Origin of the sequence: Cedecea neteri, assembly GCF_000758325.1 — a bacterium.
Taxonomy (GTDB): domain Bacteria; phylum Pseudomonadota; class Gammaproteobacteria; order Enterobacterales; family Enterobacteriaceae; genus Cedecea; species Cedecea neteri_B.
The window spans coordinates 3,181,688-3,207,279 of sequence record NZ_CP009459.1; the positions used below are offsets into that span (position 1 = coordinate 3,181,688).

General features: G+C 53.5%; 29 protein-coding genes and 1 pseudogene. 14 read left to right on the forward strand and 16 right to left on the reverse strand.

Going from position 1 to position 25,592, the window contains the following annotated elements; all coding sequences use genetic code 11:
* Positions 1 to 35: 35 nt before the first annotated feature.
* The 3 genes from LH86_RS14960 to LH86_RS14970 form a co-directional block, all read right to left on the reverse strand.
* Positions 36 to 824 carry a cell envelope integrity protein TolA gene (locus LH86_RS14960; RefSeq protein WP_039302853.1) on the reverse strand — a complete coding sequence of 263 codons (789 nt, stop codon included), beginning with the start codon at positions 822 to 824 and terminating at the stop codon, positions 36 to 38.
* A 6-nt stretch (positions 825 to 830) separates the two neighbouring features.
* Positions 831 to 1,703, reverse strand: a complete 873-nt coding sequence (locus LH86_RS14965; protein WP_039302856.1) for a ChaN family lipoprotein — start codon at positions 1,701 to 1,703, stop codon at positions 831 to 833.
* Between the two features lie 209 nt (positions 1,704 to 1,912).
* On the reverse strand, positions 1,913 to 2,710 hold the full coding sequence (locus tag LH86_RS14970; RefSeq protein ID WP_039302859.1) for an SDR family NAD(P)-dependent oxidoreductase: 798 nt from the start codon (positions 2,708 to 2,710) through the stop codon (positions 1,913 to 1,915).
* Between the two features lie 117 nt (positions 2,711 to 2,827).
* Here LH86_RS14970 and LH86_RS14975 point away from each other — a divergent pair, with 117 nt between their 5' ends.
* The 3 genes from LH86_RS14975 (at position 2,828) to LH86_RS14985 (ending at position 4,988) form a co-directional block, all read left to right on the forward strand.
* The gene (locus LH86_RS14975) at positions 2,828 to 3,772 is read left to right on the forward strand and encodes a GlxA family transcriptional regulator (protein WP_039302862.1); all 945 of its coding nucleotides are present in this window, start codon (positions 2,828 to 2,830) and stop codon (positions 3,770 to 3,772) included.
* A gap of 69 nt (positions 3,773 to 3,841) precedes the next feature.
* Positions 3,842 to 4,393, forward strand: coding sequence for a dihydrofolate reductase family protein (locus LH86_RS14980; RefSeq protein ID WP_039302865.1), 552 nt, complete (start codon positions 3,842 to 3,844; stop codon positions 4,391 to 4,393).
* Between the two features lie 202 nt (positions 4,394 to 4,595).
* Positions 4,596 to 4,988 carry a tautomerase family protein gene (locus LH86_RS14985; protein ID WP_039302869.1) on the forward strand — a complete coding sequence of 131 codons (393 nt, stop codon included), beginning with the start codon at positions 4,596 to 4,598 and terminating at the stop codon, positions 4,986 to 4,988.
* Positions 4,989 to 5,241: 253 nt separating this feature from the next.
* On the opposite strand, the gene LH86_RS14990 is transcribed toward LH86_RS14985, so the two are convergent.
* A complete protein-coding gene (locus tag LH86_RS14990; RefSeq protein WP_039302872.1) occupies positions 5,242 to 6,000 on the reverse strand; it encodes a hypothetical protein in 759 nt (252 codons plus the stop codon).
* 555 nt (positions 6,001 to 6,555) lie between these two features.
* Between LH86_RS14990 and LH86_RS14995 the strand changes: the two genes are divergently transcribed.
* The gene (locus LH86_RS14995) at positions 6,556 to 6,831 is read left to right on the forward strand and encodes a metal/formaldehyde-sensitive transcriptional repressor (protein WP_008459160.1); all 276 of its coding nucleotides are present in this window, start codon (positions 6,556 to 6,558) and stop codon (positions 6,829 to 6,831) included.
* A 28-nt stretch (positions 6,832 to 6,859) separates the two neighbouring features.
* The gene (locus tag LH86_RS15000; protein ID WP_039293112.1) at positions 6,860 to 7,978 is read left to right on the forward strand and encodes an S-(hydroxymethyl)glutathione dehydrogenase/class III alcohol dehydrogenase; all 1,119 of its coding nucleotides are present in this window, start codon (positions 6,860 to 6,862) and stop codon (positions 7,976 to 7,978) included.
* A 74-nt stretch (positions 7,979 to 8,052) separates the two neighbouring features.
* Here the strand turns inward: LH86_RS15000 and katG are convergent, their stop codons facing one another.
* From katG to LH86_RS15015, 3 genes are all read right to left on the reverse strand, one after another.
* A complete protein-coding gene (gene katG / locus LH86_RS15005) occupies positions 8,053 to 10,227 on the reverse strand; it encodes a catalase/peroxidase HPI (RefSeq protein ID WP_039302875.1) in 2,175 nt (724 codons plus the stop codon).
* Between the two features lie 263 nt (positions 10,228 to 10,490).
* Positions 10,491 to 11,048, reverse strand: a complete 558-nt coding sequence (gene speG / locus LH86_RS15010) for a spermidine N1-acetyltransferase (RefSeq protein WP_039293119.1) — start codon at positions 11,046 to 11,048, stop codon at positions 10,491 to 10,493.
* 61 nt (positions 11,049 to 11,109) lie between these two features.
* Entirely contained in the window at positions 11,110 to 11,508 is a 399-nt protein-coding gene (locus LH86_RS15015) for a DUF1283 domain-containing protein (RefSeq protein ID WP_039302878.1), read from the reverse strand.
* A 103-nt stretch (positions 11,509 to 11,611) separates the two neighbouring features.
* Between LH86_RS15015 and LH86_RS15020 the strand changes: the two genes are divergently transcribed.
* The gene (locus LH86_RS15020) at positions 11,612 to 11,938 is read left to right on the forward strand and encodes a YnfA family protein (RefSeq protein ID WP_039302881.1); all 327 of its coding nucleotides are present in this window, start codon (positions 11,612 to 11,614) and stop codon (positions 11,936 to 11,938) included.
* 65 nt (positions 11,939 to 12,003) lie between these two features.
* Here LH86_RS15020 and ydfG read toward each other — a convergent pair whose 3' ends face one another.
* Positions 12,004 to 12,753 (reverse strand): bifunctional NADP-dependent 3-hydroxy acid dehydrogenase/3-hydroxypropionate dehydrogenase YdfG, encoded by a 750-nt coding sequence (gene ydfG, locus LH86_RS15025; RefSeq protein ID WP_039302884.1) that lies wholly within the window; start codon positions 12,751 to 12,753, stop codon positions 12,004 to 12,006.
* Between the two features lie 135 nt (positions 12,754 to 12,888).
* Here ydfG and dcp point away from each other — a divergent pair, with 135 nt between their 5' ends.
* Positions 12,889 to 14,937 carry a peptidyl-dipeptidase Dcp gene (gene dcp, locus LH86_RS15030; protein ID WP_039302886.1) on the forward strand — a complete coding sequence of 683 codons (2,049 nt, stop codon included), beginning with the start codon at positions 12,889 to 12,891 and terminating at the stop codon, positions 14,935 to 14,937.
* Between the two features lie 49 nt (positions 14,938 to 14,986).
* Here dcp and LH86_RS21720 read toward each other — a convergent pair whose 3' ends face one another.
* Together LH86_RS21720 and LH86_RS15040 are read right to left on the reverse strand one after the other, a co-directional pair.
* Complete coding sequence (locus LH86_RS21720; protein ID WP_052045592.1) at positions 14,987 to 15,754, reverse strand: HEPN domain-containing protein; 768 nt, start codon at positions 15,752 to 15,754, stop codon at positions 14,987 to 14,989.
* The gene (locus tag LH86_RS15040; protein WP_039302889.1) at positions 15,747 to 16,823 is read right to left on the reverse strand and encodes a GmrSD restriction endonuclease domain-containing protein; all 1,077 of its coding nucleotides are present in this window, start codon (positions 16,821 to 16,823) and stop codon (positions 15,747 to 15,749) included. Before LH86_RS15040 ends, LH86_RS21720 begins: the two co-directional genes overlap by 8 nt.
* A gap of 113 nt (positions 16,824 to 16,936) precedes the next feature.
* On the opposite strand from LH86_RS15040, the pseudogene LH86_RS15045 reads away from it, so the two are divergent.
* Positions 16,937 to 17,134: pseudogene (locus tag LH86_RS15045) on the forward strand (M3 family metallopeptidase); the annotation flags it as partial.
* A gap of 242 nt (positions 17,135 to 17,376) precedes the next feature.
* Here LH86_RS15045 and LH86_RS15050 read toward each other — a convergent pair.
* Complete coding sequence (locus tag LH86_RS15050) at positions 17,377 to 18,045, reverse strand: epoxyqueuosine reductase QueH (protein WP_039302893.1); 669 nt, start codon at positions 18,043 to 18,045, stop codon at positions 17,377 to 17,379.
* 103 nt (positions 18,046 to 18,148) lie between these two features.
* On the opposite strand from LH86_RS15050, the gene LH86_RS15055 reads away from it, so the two are divergent.
* Positions 18,149 to 18,700 (forward strand): AAA family ATPase, encoded by a 552-nt coding sequence (locus tag LH86_RS15055; protein WP_039306230.1) that lies wholly within the window; start codon positions 18,149 to 18,151, stop codon positions 18,698 to 18,700.
* Between the two features lie 32 nt (positions 18,701 to 18,732).
* Here LH86_RS15055 and LH86_RS15060 read toward each other — a convergent pair whose 3' ends face one another.
* Positions 18,733 to 19,122, reverse strand: a complete 390-nt coding sequence (locus tag LH86_RS15060) for an acyl-CoA thioesterase (protein WP_039302894.1) — start codon at positions 19,120 to 19,122, stop codon at positions 18,733 to 18,735.
* Positions 19,123 to 19,239: 117 nt separating this feature from the next.
* On the opposite strand from LH86_RS15060, the gene LH86_RS15065 reads away from it, so the two are divergent.
* Positions 19,240 to 19,428 (forward strand): YdiH family protein, encoded by a 189-nt coding sequence (locus LH86_RS15065; RefSeq protein WP_008459131.1) that lies wholly within the window; start codon positions 19,240 to 19,242, stop codon positions 19,426 to 19,428.
* 57 nt (positions 19,429 to 19,485) lie between these two features.
* Here the strand turns inward: LH86_RS15065 and LH86_RS15070 are convergent, their stop codons facing one another.
* Both LH86_RS15070 and LH86_RS15075 read right to left on the reverse strand, forming a co-directional pair.
* A complete protein-coding gene (locus LH86_RS15070) occupies positions 19,486 to 20,109 on the reverse strand; it encodes a LysE family translocator (RefSeq protein WP_039302895.1) in 624 nt (207 codons plus the stop codon).
* An 80-nt stretch (positions 20,110 to 20,189) separates the two neighbouring features.
* Positions 20,190 to 21,053, reverse strand: coding sequence for a LysR family transcriptional regulator (locus LH86_RS15075; protein WP_039302897.1), 864 nt, complete (start codon positions 21,051 to 21,053; stop codon positions 20,190 to 20,192).
* An 88-nt stretch (positions 21,054 to 21,141) separates the two neighbouring features.
* Between LH86_RS15075 and LH86_RS15080 the strand changes: the two genes are divergently transcribed.
* From LH86_RS15080 to LH86_RS15090, 3 genes are all read left to right on the forward strand, one after another.
* Positions 21,142 to 21,597 (forward strand): multidrug/biocide efflux PACE transporter, encoded by a 456-nt coding sequence (locus tag LH86_RS15080; RefSeq protein WP_039302900.1) that lies wholly within the window; start codon positions 21,142 to 21,144, stop codon positions 21,595 to 21,597.
* A 100-nt stretch (positions 21,598 to 21,697) separates the two neighbouring features.
* Positions 21,698 to 23,116 carry an aldehyde dehydrogenase family protein gene (locus tag LH86_RS15085; protein ID WP_039302903.1) on the forward strand — a complete coding sequence of 473 codons (1,419 nt, stop codon included), beginning with the start codon at positions 21,698 to 21,700 and terminating at the stop codon, positions 23,114 to 23,116.
* 1 nt (position 23,117) lies between these two features.
* Positions 23,118 to 24,047 carry an AraC family transcriptional regulator gene (locus LH86_RS15090; protein ID WP_039302905.1) on the forward strand — a complete coding sequence of 310 codons (930 nt, stop codon included), beginning with the start codon at positions 23,118 to 23,120 and terminating at the stop codon, positions 24,045 to 24,047.
* Here LH86_RS15090 and tam read toward each other — a convergent pair.
* Positions 24,044 to 24,802 carry a trans-aconitate 2-methyltransferase gene (gene tam / locus LH86_RS15095; RefSeq protein ID WP_039302909.1) on the reverse strand — a complete coding sequence of 253 codons (759 nt, stop codon included), beginning with the start codon at positions 24,800 to 24,802 and terminating at the stop codon, positions 24,044 to 24,046. The two genes, LH86_RS15090 and tam, sit on opposite strands and share 4 nt — an antisense overlap.
* A 66-nt stretch (positions 24,803 to 24,868) precedes the next feature.
* Between tam and LH86_RS15100 the strand changes: the two genes are divergently transcribed.
* Positions 24,869 to 25,159 carry a hypothetical protein gene (locus LH86_RS15100; protein WP_039293158.1) on the forward strand — a complete coding sequence of 97 codons (291 nt, stop codon included), beginning with the start codon at positions 24,869 to 24,871 and terminating at the stop codon, positions 25,157 to 25,159.
* Positions 25,160 to 25,198: 39 nt separating this feature from the next.
* Here LH86_RS15100 and ydfZ read toward each other — a convergent pair whose 3' ends face one another.
* On the reverse strand, positions 25,199 to 25,402 hold the full coding sequence (gene ydfZ, locus LH86_RS15105) for a putative selenium delivery protein YdfZ (protein ID WP_039296773.1): 204 nt from the start codon (positions 25,400 to 25,402) through the stop codon (positions 25,199 to 25,201).
* Positions 25,403 to 25,592: the final 190 nt, after the last annotated feature.

Here is a 25,592-nt window from a genome sequence, read left to right on the forward strand (position 1 = left end):
GCATAAAGTTAACGTTCAGGTTGTGGGGCTTAGCGCTAGCTTCGGCTAAGTTCCGTCAGGTCGAAATTGATTGGCATTGTGACGTTATACACGCCTCCCTTTAAGCGCTCGGCGGGCGGTTTCGGCAGCGGCTGGGCGCGTTCTAAAACGGCCACGGCCTCCCGATCCAACGAGCGCGTTCCTGATGATCCGATCAGCGAACTCGCAATAACTGTGCCTGCAGCATCCACGGTAAATGTCACCACCGCGATGCCCGTTCTGGCGCGCTGGCGGGCGTCTCCGGGGTAGCGTTTAAAGCGGTTGAGATGGCCTTTGACCCGGCTCTCCCAGGCGTCCTGCTGGCTATTTTGCTTCTCGGCATCGCTGTGGTAAGGCGCGGCAATTCGCGATGAAACCACGCTGGGCGGAGGGGCTGCATTGGTCGAGATGGCCGCCTGGCTGTTGTCGCTGGTTTGCTCCCGGACGTTGCGAGGTGGACGCGGTTTTTTCTTCTCACCTTCGGCGGCTTTTTTCCGACGAGTGACTTCAATCACCGCATCTTTGGCTATCGGCAGCGCCCTCTGTTGCTTGTCTTCAGCCTGCTGCTTTTCCTCTGCCGCAGCTGACTCCTGCTGAGTAATACCCACCGGAAGCGGGATGGGTGCAGGTGGGGCTTCGATATCCTCCGCCCATTCCAGCATGACGGCTGGCGCGGGCTGCAGGGCTGGTGGTGTGTCTGAGACTTGCCAGATAAGCGCTAAAAAAAGACCTCCGTGGAGAAGCAGAGACAGCGTAAAGCCCGTGCCGCGTCTGCCCGCCAGAGAAGGTGTAAACGTGTCTGTCATCCACGGTTACCGTTTTGCCGGAGCAGGCGTAACAAACCAGACATAATCAGCCTGATCCGCCGTGATTTTCATGCCTTTTTCCGCCAGCATCAACACAACCGGTTGCGACGACGGAGACAAGTCTTCCATATGCAGCGGTACGCCGATGCTTCTGGACGCATGATAGCCGCCTGCAATCAGCAAAGCGGGCGTTGGGGCGCTCAGCAATTGTTGGGCCATATAGCGATCGCGCTGCTGCTGAATCGCCAGCATTGACGTCAGTTGCTGGCCTTCGATATTGCCCCCGTGCATGGCAACGATCGTTTCTTTCAGCGCAGCCTGGACGGCGGGCGCGGTTGATTTTCTTCCTTCCGGGAAGCGCGGGGCTTTATAAAGGCGCATTATCTCATCGCGGTTGATATTGGCGTTGAGCAAAGGTGAGGGGGCGCGCAGGGCTTCGGTCACGACACTGCCGTACATCTCCCACGGCCAGCCTTTTTGCCAGTGAAGCAGTTCCTGAATGCGGCTGTCGCGCACCTGCGGATCCTCTTTCAGCCAGGCTTTGACCTGGTTGACACGTGGCTGCTGGTCAGCGGTTAGCATCTCCAGCAAGACGCTGCCCTGAGGGCGCTCTTTTCGCAGATTTTGCAACAGCCAAAGTTCAATTTGATGATGGTTGGCGTTATCGTGCTTTTCGCCGACAATAAGCCGTTGAGCGCTGGCGAGTTTGGCCAGCAACTGCCTTTCAGTCAGCGTTTCGCCGCTCTGCAAAGCAATGATTTGCCCATGCGTGACGGCGACATGGTTTGCTGCTTGAGGAGAGTGAGTGGTTTGGCTGCAGGCGCTGAGGCCCAGGCTGGCTAACGCTATCAAAGACGTAAGGATCAATTTTTTATGCATATCTTTTGCCCGGAGGTAGCCTTCACTGGCTGTTAGTCTTGATGTCGATCAATTTACCGCGGGCAGGATGTTAACAAATATAAAATTTAAATGATACTCATTATCATTTAAATATTTTTACCAGAAGGTGATTTGAGCGGCAGACCGCATTCATAGCAGCAAAAATGCCGCCTGAGGGCGGCATCTGTAGGGCAAAGTAGCGTGAGCGGTTAGCGGGTGTAACGCGGCGCTGGCTGAGAAGCGCTCAGATGCGAGCTAATCACCCGGCGTTCTGCCTCCCACTCATCCCATTCGCTGCCTTCCTGCAATGCAGGAATGGTGACTTTCTCACCAGCATCAAGGCCGACCAGCGCGGCGTCCACCATATCTTCGGTACTCATCACCCAGCTTTGCGGCAGATTTTCGTGCCCGCCCACGCCGGCAATATTCCAGAAATCCGTGGCCGTGGCGCCAGGCAGTACGGCCTGAATACGCACGCCAGACTCCGTCAGCTCCTGCTGCAAAGAGTGGCTCAATGCCAGCACGAACGCTTTGCTGGCGCCGTACACGCCGTTCAGCAATTCAGGCGCAATGGCGACGATCGAGGCAATGTTAATAATGGTGCCGTGCTGGCGGGCGGCCATTGCCGGGGCTGCCGCATAGGTCAGGCGGGTTAACGCGGTGACGTTGAGGTCTATCATCGCGGTCATTTCATCCACGCTGGCTTCCAGCACGCTTTCTTTTGAGCCGAAGCCCGCGTTGTTAACCAGCAGCGAAATGGACTCGTCGTTTTTTAGCCGCGTTTCGATCTGCAGCAGTTCAGCCGCGTTACCCAGATCGGCGGTAATGACCTCCACCGCTTGCCCGCTTTCCTCGCGAATGCGTCGGGCAACCTGGTTCAGGCGGTCTGTGTTGCGGGCTACCAGAATCAGGTTATAACCGCGTTTGGCCAGACGGGCCGCGTAGACAGCGCCGATCCCGCCGGATGCGCCAGTGACCAGGGCTGTGCCTTTAGATACGTTGCTCATTGTGTGACTCCTGAAAAGGGGATTAATTGACGAAGGCAACATTAACACTGGATTTTTGTGTCTCAAATGTCATATAACCGTCTTTTTATGACATTATCAATTACGGCGGTCTGCCCCATGCAAAAGGTCGGTTTTGTTGTTACTCCGGGATATTCCACCATGGGCTTTGCCGTTATCACGGCGTTTGAAGTCGCTAACCTGATGGCGAGCGAGCCGGTGTATGAACTGCATTTACTTTCAGAGCAAGGCGGCAGGGTAACAACGTCAGCCGGGTTTGACGTGATGACCGAGTCGATGGCGGATACGCAGTACGATCTCCTGCTGTTTGGCGCCACGATGGAGCAGGCTTCCCCCACGACGATTCATTTTGTGCGTCAGGCTGCAGCCTATGCGCGCCGCGTGGCTGCCGCTTGTCTGGGAACATTTTTACTGGCCGAGGCCGGGTTGCTGGAGGGCAGACGAGCCACCACGCACTGGATGTACGCGCGAGACCTGCAGCAGCGCTTTCCGGGCATCAGCGTGGAAGAAGACAAAATTTTTATTTGCGACGGGCCTTACTGGACCTCGGCAGGGATGACGGCGGCCATCGATCTGGCGCTGGCGCTGATTGAGGACGATCTGGGGGCGGATATCGCGAGAACCATCGCCCGGAAGCTGGTGCTCTATCATCGCCGGGCTGGCGGTCAGTCGCAGTTTTCCTCCCTTCTTGAACTGGAGCCTAAATCGGACCGCATCCAAAAAGTGATGACTTACGCCCGTGCGCACCTGGAAAACGCGTTGAGCGTGGAAGAGCTGGCGGCGGTGGCCAATTTATCTCCCCGTCAGTTTAGCCGCAGTTTTCAGGCTGAAACCGGCCAGTCGCCCGCCCGCGCCATAGAGCATCTGCGTCTGGAGTCCGCCCGCATGCTGCTTGAAACCAGCGCCCGCTCCATCGACGAAGTGGCGCGCCAGACCGGGTTTGGCGAGCGGGACAGAATGCGCCGGGCGTTTCTGCGCACCTACGGCCAGCCGCCGCAGGTGATACGCCGCCAGGCGCGAGGGGATGAAGAACTGCAAGCCTAAAACTGGCAGTGGTGATGTATTTTTATCTCTGTATTATCAGGCGAATAATTGTTTTCAGAGAGGGAAAGTATGGCGAATTTAGTCTATTACGTAGCCGCGACGCTGGATGGTTACATTGCCGACCAGAAGCATCAGCTGGACTGGCTCATGAACTTCCCGCTGGGGGATGACGCAACGCCGTACGATGAGTTCTATCAGACCGTCGGGGCGGTGATCATGGGGGCGGAAACCTACAGCTGGATCCTTGAAAACTCAGCCGAAGCCTGGCCCTATGCCGATGTTCCGGCATTTATCGTCACGCATCGTTTGCTCTCCGTTCCTGAGGGGCAAAATATCACGCTGGTGCAGGGCGAGGCCGCTGACATCGCAGCGCAGGCCCGCGCAGCCGCCAAAGGCAAAGATGTCTGGCTGGTTGGCGGAGGCAAAACCGCCGCCCTGTTTGCCGAAGCCGGGGAGCTGCAGCGCCTGTTTATCACCCAGATCCCGGTCATTATCGGGGTTGGGATCCCGCTTCTGCCGGTGAGCAAGGCGTTGAGCCTTAAGCCTGTTACACAACGGGTGCTAAAGAGCGGGGCTATCGAGTTAATTGCTGATGTGAATATGACATCTGAGGCCGTTTAGGCTGCGGGTTTATTTTTCAATTGAGCCCGCCATTAGATTGGCAGGACAGAATAAGCCGCCGCAGGTGATACGCCCTCAGGTGTGGGGGAGATGAAGAACTTCAGGCTTAAAATAGCCAGTAGTTACAGTGGGAAACAGTTTTCAGGCTATCTATTGGAGCGGAAGGCAGTAGACTGCTTTTACTACCTCGAGGAGTCAAACCATGCCCGTATTTACTATCACACTGCGAAAAAGCGGTACGTTAGATAAAAAAAGAATTTCGACCGCCATTCACGCCGCCACGGTGGCAACCGGCTATCCCCATAACGATCTGTTCCAGCGCTTTATCAGCCTTAATGACGAGTCGCTCTATGTGGACCCAACGTATCCCGATCTTGAACATCCGCGGAGTGCCAATTTCGTGCTGATTGAGGCCGTACTCTCCTCTGGTTCTCCTGATTCCCGTAAGCATCTGCTCCTTGAATCTCTGGTTCACGAACTTGGTCTGATCGGGGTGGACTGCAATGATCTGATGGTGCTTTTCAGCGAGGTCGATCGTCTGAATAGTTCATTTGGCGGGGGGAGAAGAGCATCGCCTGTCTCGATGTCTCAATGAGGTCGGGCGTGTATATAAACGCCCTCGTTAAGCAGCATTAATATCACGCATATTGATCAGGTCCGGGAGTCTGATGCAGCGCTGCTAAGCAGACTGGCAAAACAATACGGTGTCGTCAGTATGCCGAGCGGCGGATACAGGTTTTTCCTGCTAGCGGGCGATGGAATGACAGTCAGCGGCAAGTAACCGGCGTCGGTAACGATAACGCCGGACATGGTCAGCCGCTGGAACTACAGCGAGGAAGCCTGATGAATTAAGAGGACACTGGTAACCGTTCTTCACTGGCGCCTATTTTGTAGACTTGTTGTGAGCAACTATCGGTTCCCTTAAAGCGGAACTCCACCAGGTAGGTACTACCTCCCTCGGGGATGAATTGAGAGTAGAGGGGGCCACATGAGCCAGAGGTATGAATTTGTTGGTCATAATCAGACCAGGCAGACATACCCCTGATCCGAATACGGTGCTCTGCATCGACGGTTTTCTCAATCTGCAACTCCACGCCGGAAATAGTTTTACTAGCATTTTCAGTCATAGTGGCAATCCAGGGCAAAAGCACCTCTCGTCCGCTATGGAAGACTCGGCCAATAGGTGTAAAACCTTCGCTGATCGGCGTTGAAGAGTTAACTGCATAATTCACTGTCATGGGCATGCCAGCCGAGCGGAAGACTATGCGGGCTTGGCTATTTTTGACCGCGACCGTAGCTACCGGAGGCTCTTTGTACTTGGGTACCCCTTCGGTGCAGCCAGTCAGCAAACCAAGCATTGCGCAGGCAGCACCTGCAGATAAATTCAACTTCCTTAACATAGTGAGTCTCTTTATCCCAGTGTAATTATCGAAAATGGTGCCCATGGCAAATAGTTTATTGCATACATTTTTCATTTCGGGTTTTATCTTCAGTAAGGTTTGGTTGTATCCTGGTCGGCGTATTGTTCTGGCATTATCGTCAGTATTTCTAAGTTGGAGAAACTGCCCTATATATTGGATTTGTGATTCAATAAATAATTCGGGCATAACTGGCTGAGTCCAGCCTGCTATCTACTGATAGCGCCATTCCCGTACTATTGATAGTAATTTTGTTTTCTGTTTTCTGGTTGTGTTTATTTTATACAGACTTGTTTGTGGCATTAAATCCAGATAATAATTATGAGAATCGACGTTCAGATATAGGCCTTCACTGTAAACTGAATCGATAGTATTTCCTACAAGGCGGCGATTATCCCCCTTTTTATTATTGTTGGATTTGAACCAATGGCAGCAAAGGTTTCGGCACGGCATTAACCTATGCTGCCATCCCGGCTCACACGGTACTTATCGAAAAAAATCATCCCGGTGTCAATTTCCTGTCAATAAAGTGCCTTTTTAAACCTGATTTAGGTCCGATTTTGGGGCAACTTTGGGGACAAAATCACGTTGAGGGCTGATTTGGGGGCACATCAACGACTGTATATGTCCCCAAGCGTCTGTTTGTTTTTTCTTTTAACAAATTAATAATAATTAAAATATAAAAATTATCAATAACCTAAAAATTACGGTACTATACCCCCCTACAGTACCTAAGGGGCGGTTATGCCACACTCTCCAGAAGACAAAAAACGCATATTGACCCGCGTCAGGCGCATCCGTGGCCAGGCAGAGGCGCTTGAGCGCGCGCTAGAAAACGGCGATCCGTGCCTCGCCATATTGCAGCAGATCGCGGCCGTTCGCGGAGCGGCCAACGGCCTGATGGGCGAAATGATGGAAATTCACCTTAAAGACGAGCTGGTTACCGGCGACACGTCCGAAGAGCAGCGCGCGCTGCGGATGGCGGAAGTCGGGAATTTGCTGCGCTCTTATCTAAAATAAAAACACCCTCACCAAAAGGAACAAAACAATGAAATCACGTGCTGCGGTGGCCTTTGGGCCGGGTAAACCTTTAGAAATTGTTGAAATCGACGTCGCACCCCCGCAAAAAGGGGAAGTGCTGGTGAAAATCACCCACACCGGCGTTTGCCATACCGATGCTTTCACGCTGTCCGGCGATGACCCGGAAGGCGTGTTCCCGGCGGTACTGGGCCACGAAGGCGGCGGCATCGTGGTGGAAGTGGGCGAGGGAGTGACCAGCCTGAAGCCGGGCGACCACGTTATTCCGCTCTACACCGCAGAATGTCGCGAGTGTAAGTTCTGTAAATCCGGCAAAACCAACCTCTGTCAGGCCGTTCGCGCTACGCAGGGTAAAGGTCTGATGCCGGATGGTACCACTCGCTTCTCCTACAATGGCGAGCCAATTTATCACTACATGGGCACCAGCACCTTCAGCGAATATACCGTGGTGGCGGAGATCTCTCTGGCTAAGGTCAACCCTCAGGCACCGCTGGATAAAGTGTGCCTGCTTGGCTGCGGTGTAACCACCGGCATCGGCGCGGTGCACAACACGGCAAAAGTGAAAGAGGGCGATACCGTGGCGGTATTTGGCCTCGGCGGGATCGGCCTGGCGGTGATTCAGGGCGCGGTGCAGGCTAAGGCCGGACGAATCATTGCCATTGATACCAACCCGGAGAAATTCACCCTCGCGCGCGAAATGGGCGCTACAGACTGCATTAACCCGAAAGATCACGAGAAGCCGATTCAGGATGTGATCGTTGAACTGACCGATGGCGGCGTGGATTACAGCTTCGAATGTATCGGCAACGTGAACGTGATGCGTTCCGCGCTGGAATGCTGCCACAAAGGCTGGGGCGAAAGCGTGATTATTGGCGTGGCCGGGGCCGGTCAGGAAATTAAAACTCGTCCATTCCAGCTGGTGACAGGCCGCGTCTGGCGCGGTTCGGCGTTCGGGGGCGTTAAAGGCCGCACTCAGCTGCCGGGTATGGTGGAAGACGCAATGGCGGGCAAAATCAATCTTGATCCGTTCATTACTCACCGCATGCCGCTGGACAAGATCAACGAAGCGTTTGACCTGATGCATGAAGGCAAATCGATTCGAACTGTGATCCATTTCGGCGAAGAGTAAGCAGTAAAAAGGGAAGGCGAAAGGCCTTCCCGTATAGCGCTAAATCAGGGGAGGCTAAAAGCCTCCCTTTCGTTTTATTGCTGCAGGTCGAAACGGTCGAGATTCATCACCTTCGTCCACGCGGCAATAAAGTCTTTGACGAACTTCTCTTTGGCATCCTGGCTGGCATACACTTCCGCCAGAGCGCGCAGCACCGCGTTAGAGCCAAAGACCAGATCGGCGCGGGTACCGGTGTACTTCACTTCCCCGCTAAGGCGATCGCGGCCCTCAAACACTTCGGAGCCTGCGTCAGCCGCTTTCCACTCGGTGCGCATATCCAGCAGATTGACAAAGAAATCATTCGTCAGCTCACCTGGGCGAGAAGTCAGCACGCCGTGTTGGCTTTCATCGTAGTTAACGCCCAGCGCGCGCAAACCACCGATTAAGACCGTAAGCTCAGGTGCCGTCAGCGTCAGCTGCTGCGCCTTGTCGATCAGCAACGCTTCGGTTGAGGTTGCATTCGCAATGCGGCGATAGTTTCGGAAGCCGTCGGCGGCCGGTTTCAGCAGCTCGAAGGACTCGATGTCGGTCTGCTCCTGAGTGGCATCCACGCGCCCCGGCGTGAACGGTACTTTGCTGTGGCTGGCTTTCTCGATACCTACTACGCCGGCCAGCACGATAACGTCCGCCAGAGACGCTTTACCCGATGCCTTTTGAATCGCCTCGAGCACTGGCAGAGCTCGGGCCGCCACGGCGTTCACTTCCCAGACGCGCTGCGGAGCGAGAGCCAGTCGTGCTCCGTTGGCACCGCCGCGTTTGTCCCCGCCGCGGAAGGTTGAGGCTGATGCCCAGGCCACCGAGACCAGCTCGCTGACGGACAGGCCGGAATCCGCAATAGCTTTTTTCAGCGCGTCGATATCGGCGCTGGACGGCGCGTGAGTGGCTTTCGGCAGCGGATCCTGCCAAATCAGATCTTCTTTTGGCACTTCCGGGCCGATGTAGCGCGCTTTTGGCCCCATATCGCGGTGCGTCAGTTTATACCAGGCGCGGGCGAAAGCTTCGTTGAAGGCCTGCGGATCGTTCAGGAAGCGACGAGAAATTTTCTCGAACTCTGGATCGAAACGCAGCGTCAGGTCGGTCACCAGCATCGTTGGTTTGCGTTTTTTGGACGGATCAAACGGGTCAGGAATAATATCCGGGCCGTTGGTCGCCTCAAACTGAATGGCGCCTGCCGGGCTGCGGGTTTGTACCCAGTCGTAGCCGAACAGGTTTTCGAAGAAATAGTTGCTCCACTGGGTTGGCGTTTGCGTCCAGACCACTTCGAGACCGGAAGTAATGGCATCTGCACCGGCGCCGCTCTTGTAGCTGTTTGCCCAGCCAAGACCCTGCGCTTCGAGCGGAGCAGCTTCCGGGTCTGCGCCAACGTGAGTGGCGGCCGCAGAACCGTGAGTTTTACCTAGCGTGTGGCCTCCGGCAATCAGGGCGACAATCTCTTCGTCGTCCATCCCCATGTTGCCGAAGGTGGCGCGAATAGCAGGCGCTGCGGAAAGCGGGTCGCCGCTGTGCTCAGGGCCTTCCGGGTTGACGTAAATCAGACCCATTTCGGTCGCACCGAGCGGGGCCTGTGCCAGTGATTCCGGGTGGCGGTGCTCAAGCCACTCTTTCTCAGCCCCCCAGTTAACGTCGAGGTCTGGTTCCCAGACATCTTCGCGCCCGGCACCAAAACCGAAGGTGCGGAAGCCCGCATTTTCCAGCGCCACGTTACCGGCGAGAATAATCAGGTCTGCCCAGGAAATTTGCTGGCCATATTTTTGTTTAATTGGCCAAAGCAGGCGGCGGGATTTATCGAGGCTGACGTTATCCGGCCAGGAGTTAAGAGGCGCAAAACGCTGTTGACCGCGTCCGGAGCCACCGCGACCGTCGCGGGAGCGATAGGTCCCTGCACTGTGCCACGCCATACGGATAAAGAGACCGATATAGCTGCCCCAGTCGGCAGGCCACCAGGATTGAGAATCTGTTAACAGCGCTTTGATGTCGCCTTTCAGGGCGTAATAATCGAGTTTGCTAAATTCTTTGCGGTAGCTGAAGTTTTCGTCCAGCGGGTTAGAGCGGTTGGAGTGTTGATTCAACAGGTCGACGCGCAGCTGGTGCGGCCACCAGTCCTGGTTGCTGGTTCCCTCGCCGGCGATGTCCGTGCTCTGGCCGTGGTTAAATGGGCACTTTCCTGCGCTCGCTGAGGAAGCATTGTGTAAGTCAGTAGAATTGCTCATTTTGCTCTCCGTTATATGTATGCCCGACAACGATAATCTCTACGATCGATAATTAATATCTGGATGGGCCTACGAATTTGATAGCCGTTGCCTTTTAAACGCAAAATTTTACAGCCCTATTATTTTAGTTCTCATTGAGTGGTTTGCAGGAAAAACCCGTCTGATTGTCTGGAAAATAGACGAAGCGGCAAGAAGGAGGCGGGATATACAGGGGAGAGACAGATGAACGCCCGTGCAGGGCGGCATTCATCTGTGAAATGCGGTTACTGAGCCGTCGGCTTCAGCAGGGTTTTTTCCGGGGTTTTCTGTGCCAGGAACTGCTGCTGGAAGATGCACATCCGGATGGCGTCGCGGTACTGGCCGTTAATGAAGAACTCGTGGATCAGCTCGCCTTCCACGATAAAGCCCAGCTTTTTATAGATATGTACCGCTTTTTCGTTCTCTTTATCGACAATCAGGTAGAGCTTGTAGAGATTGAGCACGGTAAAGCCGTAATCCATGGCCAGTTTGGCCGCGCGCGAGGCGAGCCCTTTGCCCTGGAACTCCGGCGTGATGATTATCTGGAATTCCGCCCGGCGGTGAATGTGGTCGATTTCCACCAACTCAACCAGCCCGGCATTCACGCCGTTGCAGTCGATGACAAAGCGGCGCTCGCTCTGATCGTGAATATGTTTGTCATACAGGTCAGAAAGCTCCACGAAGGCTTCGTAGGGCTCTTCAAACCAGTAGCGCATAACGCTGGCGTTATTGTCCAGTTGATGAACGAAGCGGAGATCTTCGCGTTCAAGCGGGCGAAGACGAATAGGCAGTTCGTTACTCATAGCAAATCCTTGCGCAGATGGTGAGGCTTCTTTAGAGAAGCCTCGTTTGGGGCGGGAGCTGTTACGGATTAATCGCGCGGCCGGTGCGGCGATCCAGGCAGCGCAGGGTGTTCGGCTCCCAGTAGGCGTTCACGTTGGCGCTCTGCTGGCATTTGTCGAAGGTGTCCTGGGCGGCATCTTGTTTGGCCCAGTCTTTGTCCCCGCGCGCAGCTTCACGGTCGAATACTTTTTCGTTATGGCGGTTGATCTTCTGGCGCAGGGTACGGGTGTCGTTCCACTGCTCTTTTTCTTCCGCTGCACGCTGGCGGGTCAGGGAATTTTCCTGGCCACCGACGCCGTTAGTCCCGCCCTGAACAACGACCACGTTAGTATCGGCGTGGGTTGGCATAGAAACCATGAATGCAGCCCCCAGCAAGGCTAACGGCATCCATGACAAAGACTTACGAAGGATTGAGTTCATTGATATTTCCTTTTTAGTTTAATAAAACTAATCATATCATTGGGCTTGATTCGTGCCTAATGCCAGAGTTAGTGGGCATCATTATTACTGAAGAAAAGACAATATGATCAAAACAACGCTGCTATTTTTTGCCACCGCTTTGGCGGAGATTATTGGTTGCTTTCTGCCCTGGCTGTGGCTTAAACGCAACGGCTCACCGCTGTTGTTGCTGCCTGCTGCGCTATCGCTGGCGATTTTTGTCTGGCTTTTGACGCTGCATCCGGCGGCCAGCGGGCGGGTCTATGCAGCCTACGGTGGGGTTTATGTGGTGACGGCATTGCTCTGGCTGCGCGTTGTGGATGGCGTAAAACTTAGTCTCTATGACTGGACCGGGGCAGGCATTGCTTTCTGTGGGATGCTGATCATCGTTGCTGGCTGGGGCCGGGCCTGATCGATCCGGGGTCAGATAAAAAACGGGGCTGCAAAGGCCCCGTTTCTGTATGGCTTCCGACAGAATTACCCTTCGCGGTGAACACTGAGCCCGGCAAATGTCTGGCTGACCGGCATCATTTCCAGGGTGTTGATATTGACGTGTTTTGGCAGCGTCGCCACCCACCAGACGGCCTCGGTAACGTCTTCCGGCGTCAGCGCGTTGGCGTTTTCGTAGGTTTTGCCTGCTTTGTCATCGTCGCCTTTAAAGCGAACGTTGGAAAACTCGGTGCCGCCCACCATGCCTGGTTCGATATCGGTCACGCGAACGGCAGTTTTGTGCAGGTCGGTACGCAGGTTCAGGCTGAACTGGCGCACGAAGGCTTTGGTCGCCCCGTAGACGTTGCCACCGGCGTAAGGCCAGCTGCCTGCGGTGGAACCGATGTTAATAATGTGGCCGCGATTGCGCTCGACCATGCCCGGCAACACGGCGCGGGTCATGTAAACCAGGCCTTTGTTGTTAGTGTCGATCATGTTTTCCCAGTCATCGACGTTGGCTTTATGCGCCGGCTCCATGCCTAACGCCAGCCCGGCGTTGTTGACCAGGATATCAATCTGTTGCCATTCGGCCGGCAGAGAAGCGAGCGCTTCTTCAATTGCCGCGCGATTGCGTACATCCAGCTGCAGCGTAAACAGGTTGTCACCCAGCTCTTCTTTCAGTTCGAGCAGGCGTTCCTGACGGCGGCCGGTGGCAATAACCTTATGACCATTCTTAACGAAACGGCGGGTAATGCTTTCACCAAAGCCCGCGGTAGCACCCGTAACCAGTACAATCATCTCTCTGTTCCTCAACGCTTTTGTCCGGCACTACCTTAGCACGCTAAAGAGCTTCGGTAATCTTAGTTTTTCTTTTAAGAAACGAGGTTAAATGCGCTATAACTAACCCACATTTCAGGTCACCGGGAGTAGAGGATGTTGCAGAGCAACCCGTTTTTCCAGCCGAGTTTATTGCCTTATCAGGCCCCGCATTTCGACGAGATAACTAACGACCATTACCGACCGGCTTTCGATGAAGGTAAGCGCATTAAGCGCGAAGAAGTCGCCGCCATTGCCGATAACCCGGCAGCGCCTACGTTTGAAAATACTTACCTGGCGCTGGAAAAAACTGGTGCGATGCTGGGCCGCGTAACCACCGTGTTCTATGCCATGACGTCGGCACACACCAACGATTTCCTCCAGCAGCTTGACGAAGAGTTCTCCACCGAACTGGCTGAGCTTGCCGATGAAATTCGCCTGAACGACACCTTATTCGCCCGGCTGAATAGCGTTTATCAGCAGCGCCACGATCTTACCCTGGATGCGGAATCCCTGCGGTTGGTGGAAGTGACCTGGCAGTCATTCAAGCTGGCGGGTGCCACGTTAAGCCAGCAGGATAAAACGCAGCTGAAAGCTCTGAATAAAGAGAGCGCCCAGCTCACCAGCCAGTTCAACAATCGTCTTCATGCGGCGGACAAAGCCGGTGGCCTGGTGGTTGACCACGCTGAGGCGCTTCAGGGCCTGACCCGCGCGGAAATTGCAGCAGCGGCTCAAGCAGCGGCTGACAAAGGCCTTCAGGGCAAATGGCTACTTCCGTTGCTGAATTTCACCCAACAGCCTGCTTTACAAAGCCTGAGTAACCGCGCCACGCGAGAAGCACTCTTTGAGGCTGGCTGGACGCGTTCTCAGCGCAACGATGCGAACGATACCCGCGCCATCGTCGCTCGTCTGGCGACGCTGAGGGCTGCACAAGCTCAGCTTTTGGGCTTTGAAAACTATGCAGCATGGAAAATGGCCGACCAGATGGCGAAAACCCCTGATGCGGCGCTGCGCTTTATGCGGAATATTGTCCCTGCGGCAACCGGGCGCGCACGTCGCGAGCTGAAAGATATTCAGGACGTGATTGATGCCCAAAACGGCGGCTTCCAGGCCACGGCATGGGACTGGCAGTTTTACGCCGAGCAGGTGCGTAGCGCGAAGTACGATCTCGATGAAGGGCAGATTAAACCATATTTCGAACTGAATGGCGTGCTGACCAACGGCGTGTTCTGGGCCGCCAGCCAGCTCTTCGGGCTGCGTTTTGTGGAACGTTTTGATATCCCGACTTACCACCCGGATGTACGCACCTGGGAGATTTTTGATAACGACGGCCGCGGCATGGCACTGTTCTACGGTGATTTCTTCGCCCGCGACAGCAAAGGCGGCGGGGCGTGGATGGGGAACTTTGTCGAGCAATCCACTCTGTTTGACGCCATGCCGGTGATCTATAACGTTTGTAACTACACCAAACCGGCCAGCGGCGAGGCGGCATTGATTTCCTGGGACGATGTTATAACGCTGTTCCACGAGTTCGGCCACACGCTGCACGGCCTGTTTGCTACGCAGCGTTATGCGAGTCTTTCGGGGACCAACACGCCGCGAGATTTTGTGGAATTCCCTTCGCAAATTAACGAGCACTGGGCAAGCCAGCCCGAGGTCTTTGCCAATTATGCCCGGCATCATCAGTCCGGCGAGCCAATGCCGGAGTCGCTGCGCAGCAAGTTGTTCCGAGCCGCACAGTTCAACAAAGGCTACGACATGACCGAGCTGCTGGCGGCGGCGCTGCTGGACATGAACTGGCACAGCCTGGCGCCAGACACGGCCATTGAAGACGTGACGCGTTTCGAAGCCGAAGCGCTGGAAAAAGAGCATATCAATCTGGCTGAAGTCCCGCCTCGCTACCGCAGCAGCTATTTTGCCCATATTTTTGGCGGCGGTTACGCGGCGGGGTATTACGCCTACATCTGGACGCAAATGCTGGCGGACGATGGCTATCAGTGGTTCGTGGAGCAGGGCGGGCTCAGCGCCGAAAACGGCCAACGCTTCCGGGAGGCAATTCTTTCTCGTGGCAACAGCAGCGATCTGGAAGCGTTATACCGTGACTGGCGAGGGCACGATCCGCACAGCGAACCGATGCTGAAAAACAGAGGGCTGGCGGAGCAATAACGTAAAGAGTTCATATTTTAAATTCAAAAGGTTGCATAGTTTATTGATTTTATGCAACTTTTTTAACTTTGGTGTTTATTTGTTTTGCTTTTTCAAGGAGCGCAGCGGCCTTTTGGACTATATCAATTGCTGTTTCTGGTTTTTCTATCTCTCTACGATCCTTCTGCAATATTGATGTGACCTCATCATTTATTATATCTAGTATTCCAACAGGAAAGGGCTGGTCTTCTATTTGGTCGAAAAAGACTCTTGTGGCGGAATTAATATCCTTACACTGCCGACATAAGGTGAATGCATTAATGAGGTTTTGATGTCGTACATACCCTAACAAAGATTCTTCAAATGCATAAATTACATACTTAGAATAGGAGTGGTTTTTGAAAGCATCTTCTAATGATGTAGTGCATTTATTAGCATGAGCAGCGGCATGACGCCAATTGAGTATTTGATCATATGATTTGTTTATTTCAATTGAAATGTTTTTAGAAATGCATTTTGTTTTTTTTGAAAACCATTTTGAATTTCCTCCAAAATGACTAATGATTGTATTTAAATCATTGAATTTTATTTTACTATTTAGGTGTTCGTATTTTTTCTCCACTTGATAAGCGAATTTTTTATGAAATAAATCAGCATAGTTTATTAAAACATCACGAACTGAATTCTCATAAGTAGCTGCTAAGCACACCACATAAAAACCAGCAAATTGACTCCTCAATGCAGACGATTTTACATCACCTAAGGGAGCGATTTTATCTAATTCATGATAAAGTCTGTCAACCTCAGTAAAGTGATTTGTTATTATGCTTTTATACATTAGCAAAGTGCTCCCTTGCCAGGAGAAATCTTTTCTTAAGAACAATTGAATCTGCAGTTGACATAGAGGCGGACTCAAGGTAATCACTATTTGCGAGTAAGGATTGATATTTTTCGTTAAGATAAGAGTAATCAAAATTATCACTTTCAAGCAAAGTAACTATGATTGAATCCATTACAGCCATATTAACTTTCCCTCTAGGTCTGAATGCATCAGGGATGTTCTCATCTATCTGTTTTACAACATATGGAAAACGTTCAAAGAATCTGTTGGCTCTAGGTGAATTAAATTCTCTATTTTCACTCATATTTACATTGAGATATCTAACCATCGGTTTTTCATAATCCTCCCATGTTTCAAATAGAGAGAAAATTCTCAAAATGAATTCCATATCTCTAAGGTGCTTATCACTTTCCCTTACGCGGAGTATGTTTTTCCAGTGGTTATTCTGATTTAACTCTTGGAGTTTTGAAACAATTTCTCCTCTGTATACAGCATTTCTGATTTCTTGAGGGCGTAATTGTGTTCCGCCAGTATTCAATCTCTCAAAAATGTGAAATACACAGTCTGTCCTTTTTGATGGAGATAACTGTTTAATGTGAATGGCTCTGAGAGTTGAGTTTCTTAGTTTTCTCTGGTCTTTGGAGTCCAACTCTAGAAATGTTTTTCCATTAAGTGAAGATGCTTCAGATAACCCTTTAAGTCTGAATACATTCCTTTTTCCTCCTTTGGCTTCACCAAAATAACCTTCCATAAAATATTTTATGGATTTAAGTCTCTGCTGCCCATCAATTACTTCTAAAACCTCGTTGTCATTAACATATAGAAATATTTGAGGCACAGGCAAGCCAATAATAAATGATTCAATTAGTTTAGATGCTTGCTCTATTTTCCAGACATAATTTCTTTGATAGAATGGAATTATTATATCTCCATTTTCAAGTTGGTCTGACAATAACGCAAGACTAGAATCTGTTGGTGTGACAGATATGTCAAATTCAACAAAAGGAATATCGTCAACTTCAACTTCCGTTTCAATCTCTTTAATTTCTTCGTTTTGATTGCTCATGGTGTATCCCTTCAGATTTTTTTTGGTCACTAATTTTATTACTTATCTGCGACAATGTGTAATGATATGTTAGAAAAATTTTCGAATTAATTTTGTATATCAATTACCAAGCCTGGACGCAAATGTTAGCGGACGACGGCTATCAGTGGTTTGTGGAGCAGGGCGGGCTCAGCGCCGAAAACGGCCAACGCTTCCGGGAGGCAATTCTTTCTCGTGGCAACAGCAGCGATCTGGAAGCGTTATACCGTGACTGGCGAGGGCACGATCCGCATAGCGAACCGATGCTGAAAAACCGGGGGCTGGCGGAGTAATAACTGTGAAGAAAGCGCTCTCACTAGTGTAGCCGCAGTGAAATCGCACTTAACGCAAACTGCAAAGCCCTGATTTGCGTTAAGTGCCTTAAAAATCAAACAGAATATATCCGTGCAATGTGCAGGGTTGCTGGCTATAACTTGCAAACCTGCTCGGGAAAATGCAGGGTACTTCTGGGTTATTTTGAACGATTACGGGGCCTGAGCGATGTCGGCAGGCTCCCGGATTTTCACCCTTCGCTTTACGCTTCCGTTGACTCGTCGTCTTTCCCGTAAAACAGCTTACCGATTTTAATCATCGGGCGGTTATTGGCTTTCCGGTGCAGGTTGGTATCGCGCAGGGAATAGACGCAGCCGCAGTACTCTTGCTGATAGAACTGTTCGCGCTTGCTGATTTCAATCATGCGCGCGGAGCCGCCCTGTTTACGCCAGTTGTAATCCCAGTAGCTCATACCTTCATAAGGCGCGGCGGCACGGTGCCCACAGTCGTTAATCTGCTGCATGTTTTTCCAGCGGGAAATACCCAGCGAGCTGCTGATGACATTAAATCCGTGCTCATGCGCGTAAAGTGCGGTACGCTCGAAACGCATATCAAAGCACATTGTGCATCTGACCCCACGCTCCGGCTCCCACTCCATACCTTTCGCACGCTCAAACCAGTTATCGGTATCGTAATCCGCATCCACAAACGGCACGCCGTGCTGTTCCGCAAAGCGAATGTTTTCATCCTTGCGCAGCAAATACTCTTTCTGCGGGTGAATGTTTGGGTTGTAGAAGAACACGGTGTATTCGATACCGGACGCGTGTATAGCCTCCATAACTTCGCCCGAGCAGGGCGCGCAGCAGGAGTGCAGCAGGAGTTTCTTCTCGTTGTTTGGCAGCTGTAAAACTGGCCGGGTAAATTCTTGCATCGCAGGTGATCCTAAAGCTTATTCACTTTTTTGCCAGAGGGTAGCAGGAACGGGGGCGAGGAAACACCATAAATCAGTAAAGATACTAATGTTTGGGAGGTTTATGAACAGCATTCAGGTGAAACGCGTGGTGATTACCGGCGGGCCTGGTTCCGGGAAAAGTACCGTGATTAATGCGCTGGAGCGCCGGGGCTTTTACTGTCAGCCGGAGGCCGGGAGGAGCGTTATTCAGCATCAGCAGCAAATTGGCGGTCATGCCTTACCCTGGCTGGATCCTGCGGCATTTGCTGAGCAGATGCTTGGCTGGGATATGCGTTCCTGGCATGGGGCAGACGAAAAACAACGTTATTGTTTCTACGATCGCGGCGTGCCGGACATTCTGGGCTATCTCACTCTAATGCAGTTGCCCATTCCCGATCATCTGTTGGAAGCCGTTAAACGGTTTTCCTACCATTCTGATATTTTCCTGGCGCCGCCCTGGAAGGCTATTTATGCCGGGGATGCAGAAAGAAAGCAGAGCTGGGAAGAGGCGGTACAGACGGCCGAGATTATGGAGGATACCTACAGCAAACTAGGTTATCGAATCATTACCTTGCCGGCAGGGAGCGTGGAGTGGAGAACAGATTTTATCCTCCAGGCGCTGGAGAAGCGTTAGCGAAGAGCGCGGTAGCCCTTCGCTAATCGACGTTAGAGCTGTTCCAGCGCGTTCAGCACGGCTTCCGGCATGGAAGGGCGGCCATTGGCCAGGCAGGTAGCGACAAACGTCGCTTCGGCATAGACCACGCCGTCGACTTTAATCTGCTGGGTGAAGTTCACGCGGTTGCGTTTTTCGTTGCGCTCAAGCTGGCAGGTGACCTCAACGCTGTCGCCTTTCTGCAGGCTCTTACGAAAACGCAGGGAATACTCCAGCACCATGTAGAGCTTGCCCTGCCGGAACTCTTCCTCGATATCAATGCCGAGCGCCTCGCGCATGTAGGCGTGTCGAGTCCACTCCATGTAAAACGGATAGTACAGGCCGTCGACTACGCCCTGAAAATCAATATGGCTTTCATCCACTTCATAATGCTTAGAAAACATGTTTCAGTCCTGATGTTGTTATAAAAGTTAAGTGCCAGAAATCCTGCCCTGGCTATTTTTTGCACAGCTTGTTGGTGGTACAATACTACTGATTTCACAACCCAACAGAGGATTACCATGGACACCGAGATAACCCCAACCACCTTAGCGTTTGAATTTCTTCGTCGTGAACAAGAGCAGTTAACCCCCGCGCAATTCCTGATCCGCCTGCAGCAGCTCAAGCTGGAGTTTGCCGATCTGCTGGGTTTAACCCACCTCGAGCTGCGTGAAGAGATTTTCCATGCGCACCGGTTGGGGATTCACTGATCCCTCTCTGTCAGCAGTAATGCACAAGAGCCACCGCAAGCGGTGGCTTTATGTTTTTTAGCGTGAGAAGAAAATCAGCTTCAGCCCCAAAATTCCCATCACGCCGCCCGCTAAGCGGTCAATCACGGTTTTAAAGCGCAGGTAGGCATTGCGCGGCTTCTCGGAAGAGAGCACCAGCGTGACAATCGAATACCATCCCGCATCAATCACAAAGCACAGCACCGGCAGTACGACGTAGTAGAACGCCGGGATCTCGCGCGGCAGCAGCGCGGTAAAAATACTGGCAAACACGACGGCGGTTTTAGGGTTGCTCAACTGGGTGAACAGCCCGTCGCGGAAGGTGGCCATCATGCTTTTATCGCTTTTTCCCACGGCACCCACGTGCAGCGGTTCGCGCGAGTGTTTGATGATTTTATAGGCCAGCCACAGCAGATAAAGCCCGCCGGCTATCTTGATCCCGGTATAAGCCAGCGGCACCGCCAGCAGAAAAGCCTGCAGACCCAGCAGCGCCATCAGTGAAAACGCGGCAGCGCCGACACCGGTCCCCAGTGCGGTCACCAGGCCATGCGCACGGGAACGGGCCACGGCATTCTGGGCGACATAAACAAAGCTTGGGCCGGGGCTCATGGCGCCCAACGCGATGGTGGCGGTAATAGCAAAAAGGGGCGTGATAACGCTCATTTACGGGATCCTGTTGGTGGAAAAACATTTTTTTAACCTGAAAGCCGCGCGGGTGACAACCGCAAGTGTGTGCCGATTTATTACCGCCGCTCGCGTAGCCGGTCGATCATCCAGCGCCCAGCTGGCCCAGGCGGCGTTTTGTTCGACCAGGCGACATCCACCTCAAGATTTTGCGGCCAGCCCTCCACCTTCAGTGGCTTAAGCACGCCGTGCCCAAACTGGTTAACCAGCCAGCTCGGCAAAATCCCCCAGCCAAATCCCTGTTCCGCCATTTCAAGCAGCAGCAGTAAAGACGGAGACGACCAGATGGGGCCGTGCGCGGCGACCTTGCCGGGGCGCACAAAGGTTTTAAGCACCAGTTGCCTAACGGTATGTAACTCATCCATCCGCACCTCTGTCTGCTTCGCCAGCGGGTGATCGCGATGAATAAAAATGGTCATTTCTGCGCCGACCTGAAGGCGGGCGACGGTGATATCCGGCGGGTAACTCTCCTGAACCCGCAGGACGCCGACGTGGGCCCGGCCAATCTGCAGGCTATCAATCACGTCTTCATCTTCGGCAATGATGCATTCAAATTCGATGTCCGGGTAACGCTCGGAAAACTGCTGCAGGATGGATTCGTGGTGGGCGGTTTGCCACATGTCGGAAAGCACAAACGTCAGGCGAGGCTCGACGTTGTCTGCCAGCCTGACGGAAACTTCATCCAGCCGCTCGCTGGCGGCAAAAATCGCCTGCACATAGGGCAAAACGCGCTGCCCGTGCGGGGTGAGCGTGGGTTGCCTGGCGTGGCGGTCAAACAGCGTCACGCTGAGATCGGCCTCGAGGTTGGCAATGGCGCTGCTGATGGTGGACTGGCTCTTTTTCAGCTTACGCGCGGCAGCGGAAAAAGAGCCCGTTTCAACGGCCTGCAAAAAGGCTTCCAGTGATTCCGGGGAGTAACGCATAAACTATCGCTTTTATCGATGGCTGTTAGCTATATCATATCAATAATTACGATGATAATGGCGTCCTTGTGAAAAAGGAGTCATCAAAATGAAATCGCAAAACAACAGAAGCCTGTCTGAGCGCATTGTGCATGCCGTCGGCTTCGAGGCCATCGCCATCGGTATCTGCGCGCCAACCGCCGCCTGGCTGATGAACAAACCGCTGTTCCAGATGGGGGCGCTGGCCATCATGCTCTCCACCGTCGCGATGGTCTGGAACATTATTTACAACGCCGGGTTTGATAAATTTTACCCGCCGTCACGCAAGCGTGGCATGGGATTACGTGTTGCGCACGCGCTAGGCTTTGAAGGGGGCTTTATTCTGATTGGCCTGCCGCTCGCCGCGTGGATGCTGAATGTCACCCTGCTGCAGGCGCTGATGGTGGAGATAGGCTTCTTCCTGTTCTTCCTGCCATACACCGTGGTTTATAACTGGTGCTACGACTGGCTGCGTGCCAAACGCTTTCAGAACGTGGCCAGCAGAGAGATGAAAAAACAGTCCTGATTTGCAGGATTGTGCAAGCATCAAACAGGATTGCGCTACAGGAAAACGGGCGTGTACAGCGACACTTTAAGCGTCAAACACAACTCCCTGGAGCGCAAAAATGAAAACCATCGACACCCTCTATATTAACGGTCAGCACGTCACGCCCCACGGCACTGAAGTGCTGACCTTAATTCATCCCGTCAGCGAACAACCTGTCGCTCAGGTTCGCCTGGCAGACGAAGAAGACACCCGCCTCGCCATCGCCGCCGCAAAAGCCGCTTTTCCGCAAATGCGCCTTTCCAGCCGTGAGCAAAGAATGATTTGGCTGCAACTGCTGCACGACGCCGTGAAAGCGCGTGAAGAAGAGCTGGTTGAGACCATGGTGGATGAATACGGCTGTCCGATCGCTTTCGCCCAAAGCACAGTGACTCGCTCGTACAACAGCTTCCTGCAGGCTATCGATCTGCTGAAAGACTATGCCTTTGAAACCCAGGCGGGAATGGCGAAAGTCGTCATGGAGCCGCTGGGCGTGGTTGGGCTCATTACCCCGTGGAACGCGAACTACGGCTTTATCGCCGGAAAACTGTCGATGGTGATTGCCTCCGGCAGCACCGCAGTTATCAAACCCAGCGAACTGAGTGCCCGCCAGACGGCGATCATCACCAAATGCTTGCACGCAGCCGGGCTGCCTGACGGCGTGATTAATATCGTTACCGGCCTGGGCAATGTGGTTGGCGCGGAAATCACGCGCCATCCGGACGTGGCTAAAATCTCGTTCACTGGCTCAACGGCGGTGGGCAAAACGATTGCTCGCGACGGGGCGGCAACCATGAAGCGCGTGACGCTCGAGCTGGGTGGCAAATCTGCCAACGTGCTGCTGGACGATGCCGACCTGGACACCGCCATTCCGCTGGCGCTGCAGGTGATGAGCTGGAACAGCGGCCAGGCCTGTATCGCCGGAACTCGCCTGCTGGTGCCAGAAAGCAAGCTGGAGGAGGTCAAAGCGCAAATCCTCAAATATCTGCCTGGTCTGGTACCAGGCAACCCGCGGGATCCGAAAACCAACATCGGAGCCGCCGTGACCGCCCGCCAGTATCAGCGCGTGCAGGAGTATATTCGTAGCGGGATTGCCGAAGGTGCGGAGCTGCTTAGCGGCGGAGAAGGGCGTCCGGAAGGGCTGGAAAGCGGTTACTTTGTGAAACCGACGGTGTTTGTGAACGTGCGCAATGATATGACCATTGCCCAGCAGGAAATTTTTGGCCCGGTGCTGTCGGTCATTACCTACCGTGATGACGCAGAGGCGGTACAGATCGCCAACGATACGGTTTATGGCCTGCAGGCCTACGTCAGCGGGAAAGATGCTGCGCGCACGGCGGCCGTTGCCAGTCAGCTCATCGCGGGGCGTGTGTTCGTCAACGGCGTTTATGACGAGCCGCTCGCGCCGTTCGGCGGTTTTAAACAGTCTGGTCTTGGCCGTGAATTTGGCACTTACGGGCTGGAAGCGTATCTTGAACCCAAAGCCATTATGGGGCAGTAATATGCAACAACCTGAGCGGCCTTCGGGCCGCATTATTGAAGAGCTACACCAGCGCGTAGCCCGTCGTTACCCGGAGGGCGGCAGCGGGGTGAAAGAGCTGAGCTGCGAGCTGCCGTGGCTCAGCTTTATTCGCATCGAACAGCCGACATTGCTCAATCGCGGAATGCTTTCCCCGTCCATGTGCATGGTGTTGCAGGGCAGCAAAAAAATGCTTATTGGTGACAACGTCACGGAATACGGTCCCGGCAGCTATTCGCTGGCCGCCGTGGATATGCCGGTATCCGGGCAGGTAACCCGCGCCAGCGAAGCCGAGCCTTACTACGGCGTGCGCATCGATCTCGACGGGAAAGAAATTGCCGACCTGATCATGAACATGAACGTGGTGCTGCCGGACGGCAACGGGGAGAAAACCGGGGCCTGGGTCGCCGCTGCGGAAGAAGAACTCCAGAGCGCTTTTCTGCGCCTGGTTACGCTGCTGGACAGCCCACAGCATCTGCATGCCCTGGCGCCGCTCATCAAGCAAGAAATACTTTACCGGCTGGTCATCGCTCCCGCCGGGGCTTCATTCTGGAAACAGGCGCTGGGCTGGGCGCAGGGCAAAGGCGTGGGAGAAGCCATTAACTGGATCAAACAGAATTACGCCGAGCCGCTGGTCATTGATGAGCTGGCGAAGCGCGTCGGCATGAGCGCTTCCAGCCTGCATCACCGCTTCAAAGCCCTGACGATCATGAGCCCGCTGCAGTACCAAAAACAGCTTCGCCTGCTGGAGGCTCGCCGGCGTTTATTGAGCTGCGAAGGCGATGTGGCCAGCATCGCCTGGAAGGTGGGCTATGATTCCCCCTCCCAGTTTAACCGTGAATACCGCCGGGCATTTGGCGCGTCACCGCTGCAGGACATTGATGCCCTGCGCCAGCAGGGCACTTCGTTCTAGGTCGTTTTCCGTGCCACAATAAACAGGCGGGGGAACGGCATCAGCACGTTGCCGTCATGCTGCTTGCGGTAGGCGCGCTGCAGCAACTGGTGGTAGCGCTCCAGAAACGCTTCCTGCTGAATGGCGTCCAGCCCGTGCAGGTAAGGGCGCAGACCCGTCGAGCTTAACCATTCAATGATGGCGTGGGCTGACGGCATGACGTGGAAATACGTCGTGCGCCAGATATCCACCGTGCAGCCACTTTCGGCCAGCAGATCGTAATATTCCTGAGCCGTCAGCAAGGCTTCGCGGCTTGAACGCGAGATCCCCAGTTCATCTGCCACCTGGCGCATCAGGGTATGCGTGGGCTCCTGCCAGTTATCGGGCATTTGCACCGCCAGCACGCCGCCGTCTGCCAGCTGTGCCGCCAGGTGCGGGAAGACCTGCTTATGGTTGGCTATCCACTGCAGCGAAGCATTGGCGAAGATCACATCCTGCTTCCTGGCGGGCTGCCAGGTAGCGATATCCGCCTCTTCAAAGCGGCAGTCGGGTAGCGCGGCGCTTGCTTTGGCAAGCATTGCGGGGGAGTTATCCAGCCCGGTAATCGTGGCCTTTGGTGCCAGGTTGCGCAGCAGCGCCGTGGAGTTGCCGGGGCCGCAGCCCAAATCGGTAAAAGTGTTTGCGCCAGGGTGGTTAATTCGGGCAACCAACTCAGCGGCCGGGCGGGTACGTTCAGCTTCAAACTGCAAATAGAGCGCGGGGTTCCAGTCCTGCATCGTTTTATCCTCGTTGCTTTGCTAACATTGCCGACAAATTATTTTATACGCTATTGAAGGTAACGCATGGCTAAACATCCGGTTGGCAAATATTTGAGACTAGAGCTCACCCATAACGACAATGACCTGCTGATTTATGTGGTGAAGGGCAGCCGCATCGAAGACATGCCGCCTGACGAAGACGAGGATTATCCGGGGGAAATGCACCTTGCTATGCCGAAAATGAACCGTGAGCTGGATGCCGAGCTGGCACGTTTGCTGGATGAAGCCTCCGGTGGTGACGTTATCGTGATTATCTGTGCCGCTGACAGCGTGTTTGAACACGGATTTTCGCAGGTCAGGGCGCTGCGCAAATAACATCAGTTACCCGGCGGCAGGCCGGGTAATTTTTAGCAATTAGTGTAAGCCCAGGCGGAATAATTCCGTCGGTTCAAATTGCCCTTCGCAACCTTCCACTTCCACGCATTTACTGCGGCGAATTTGTTCAGCATTCTTACCTTCACCGTGAATGGCTTTAATCAGCCCGGTTTTGCCTGTGCCGTTAATCAAAACTCGGCTGCCGGTAGTAATGGCGTTACGGTTGCGGTCCCAGGTCATCATCATGTTGAGCACTCCTCTTAACGAATGAAACAGTTTGACCGGAGACTATTTAAGGCCGATGTGAGGCAGGATTCATTAATCAAAATCAAATTGTATGATGAATTGGCAATTATTTTGCGGCCAATAAACTGGACGGTCTGATTTCCAGGATGTGATTTTTCTCCATAATTAACTCAAGCGAAACGGCTGG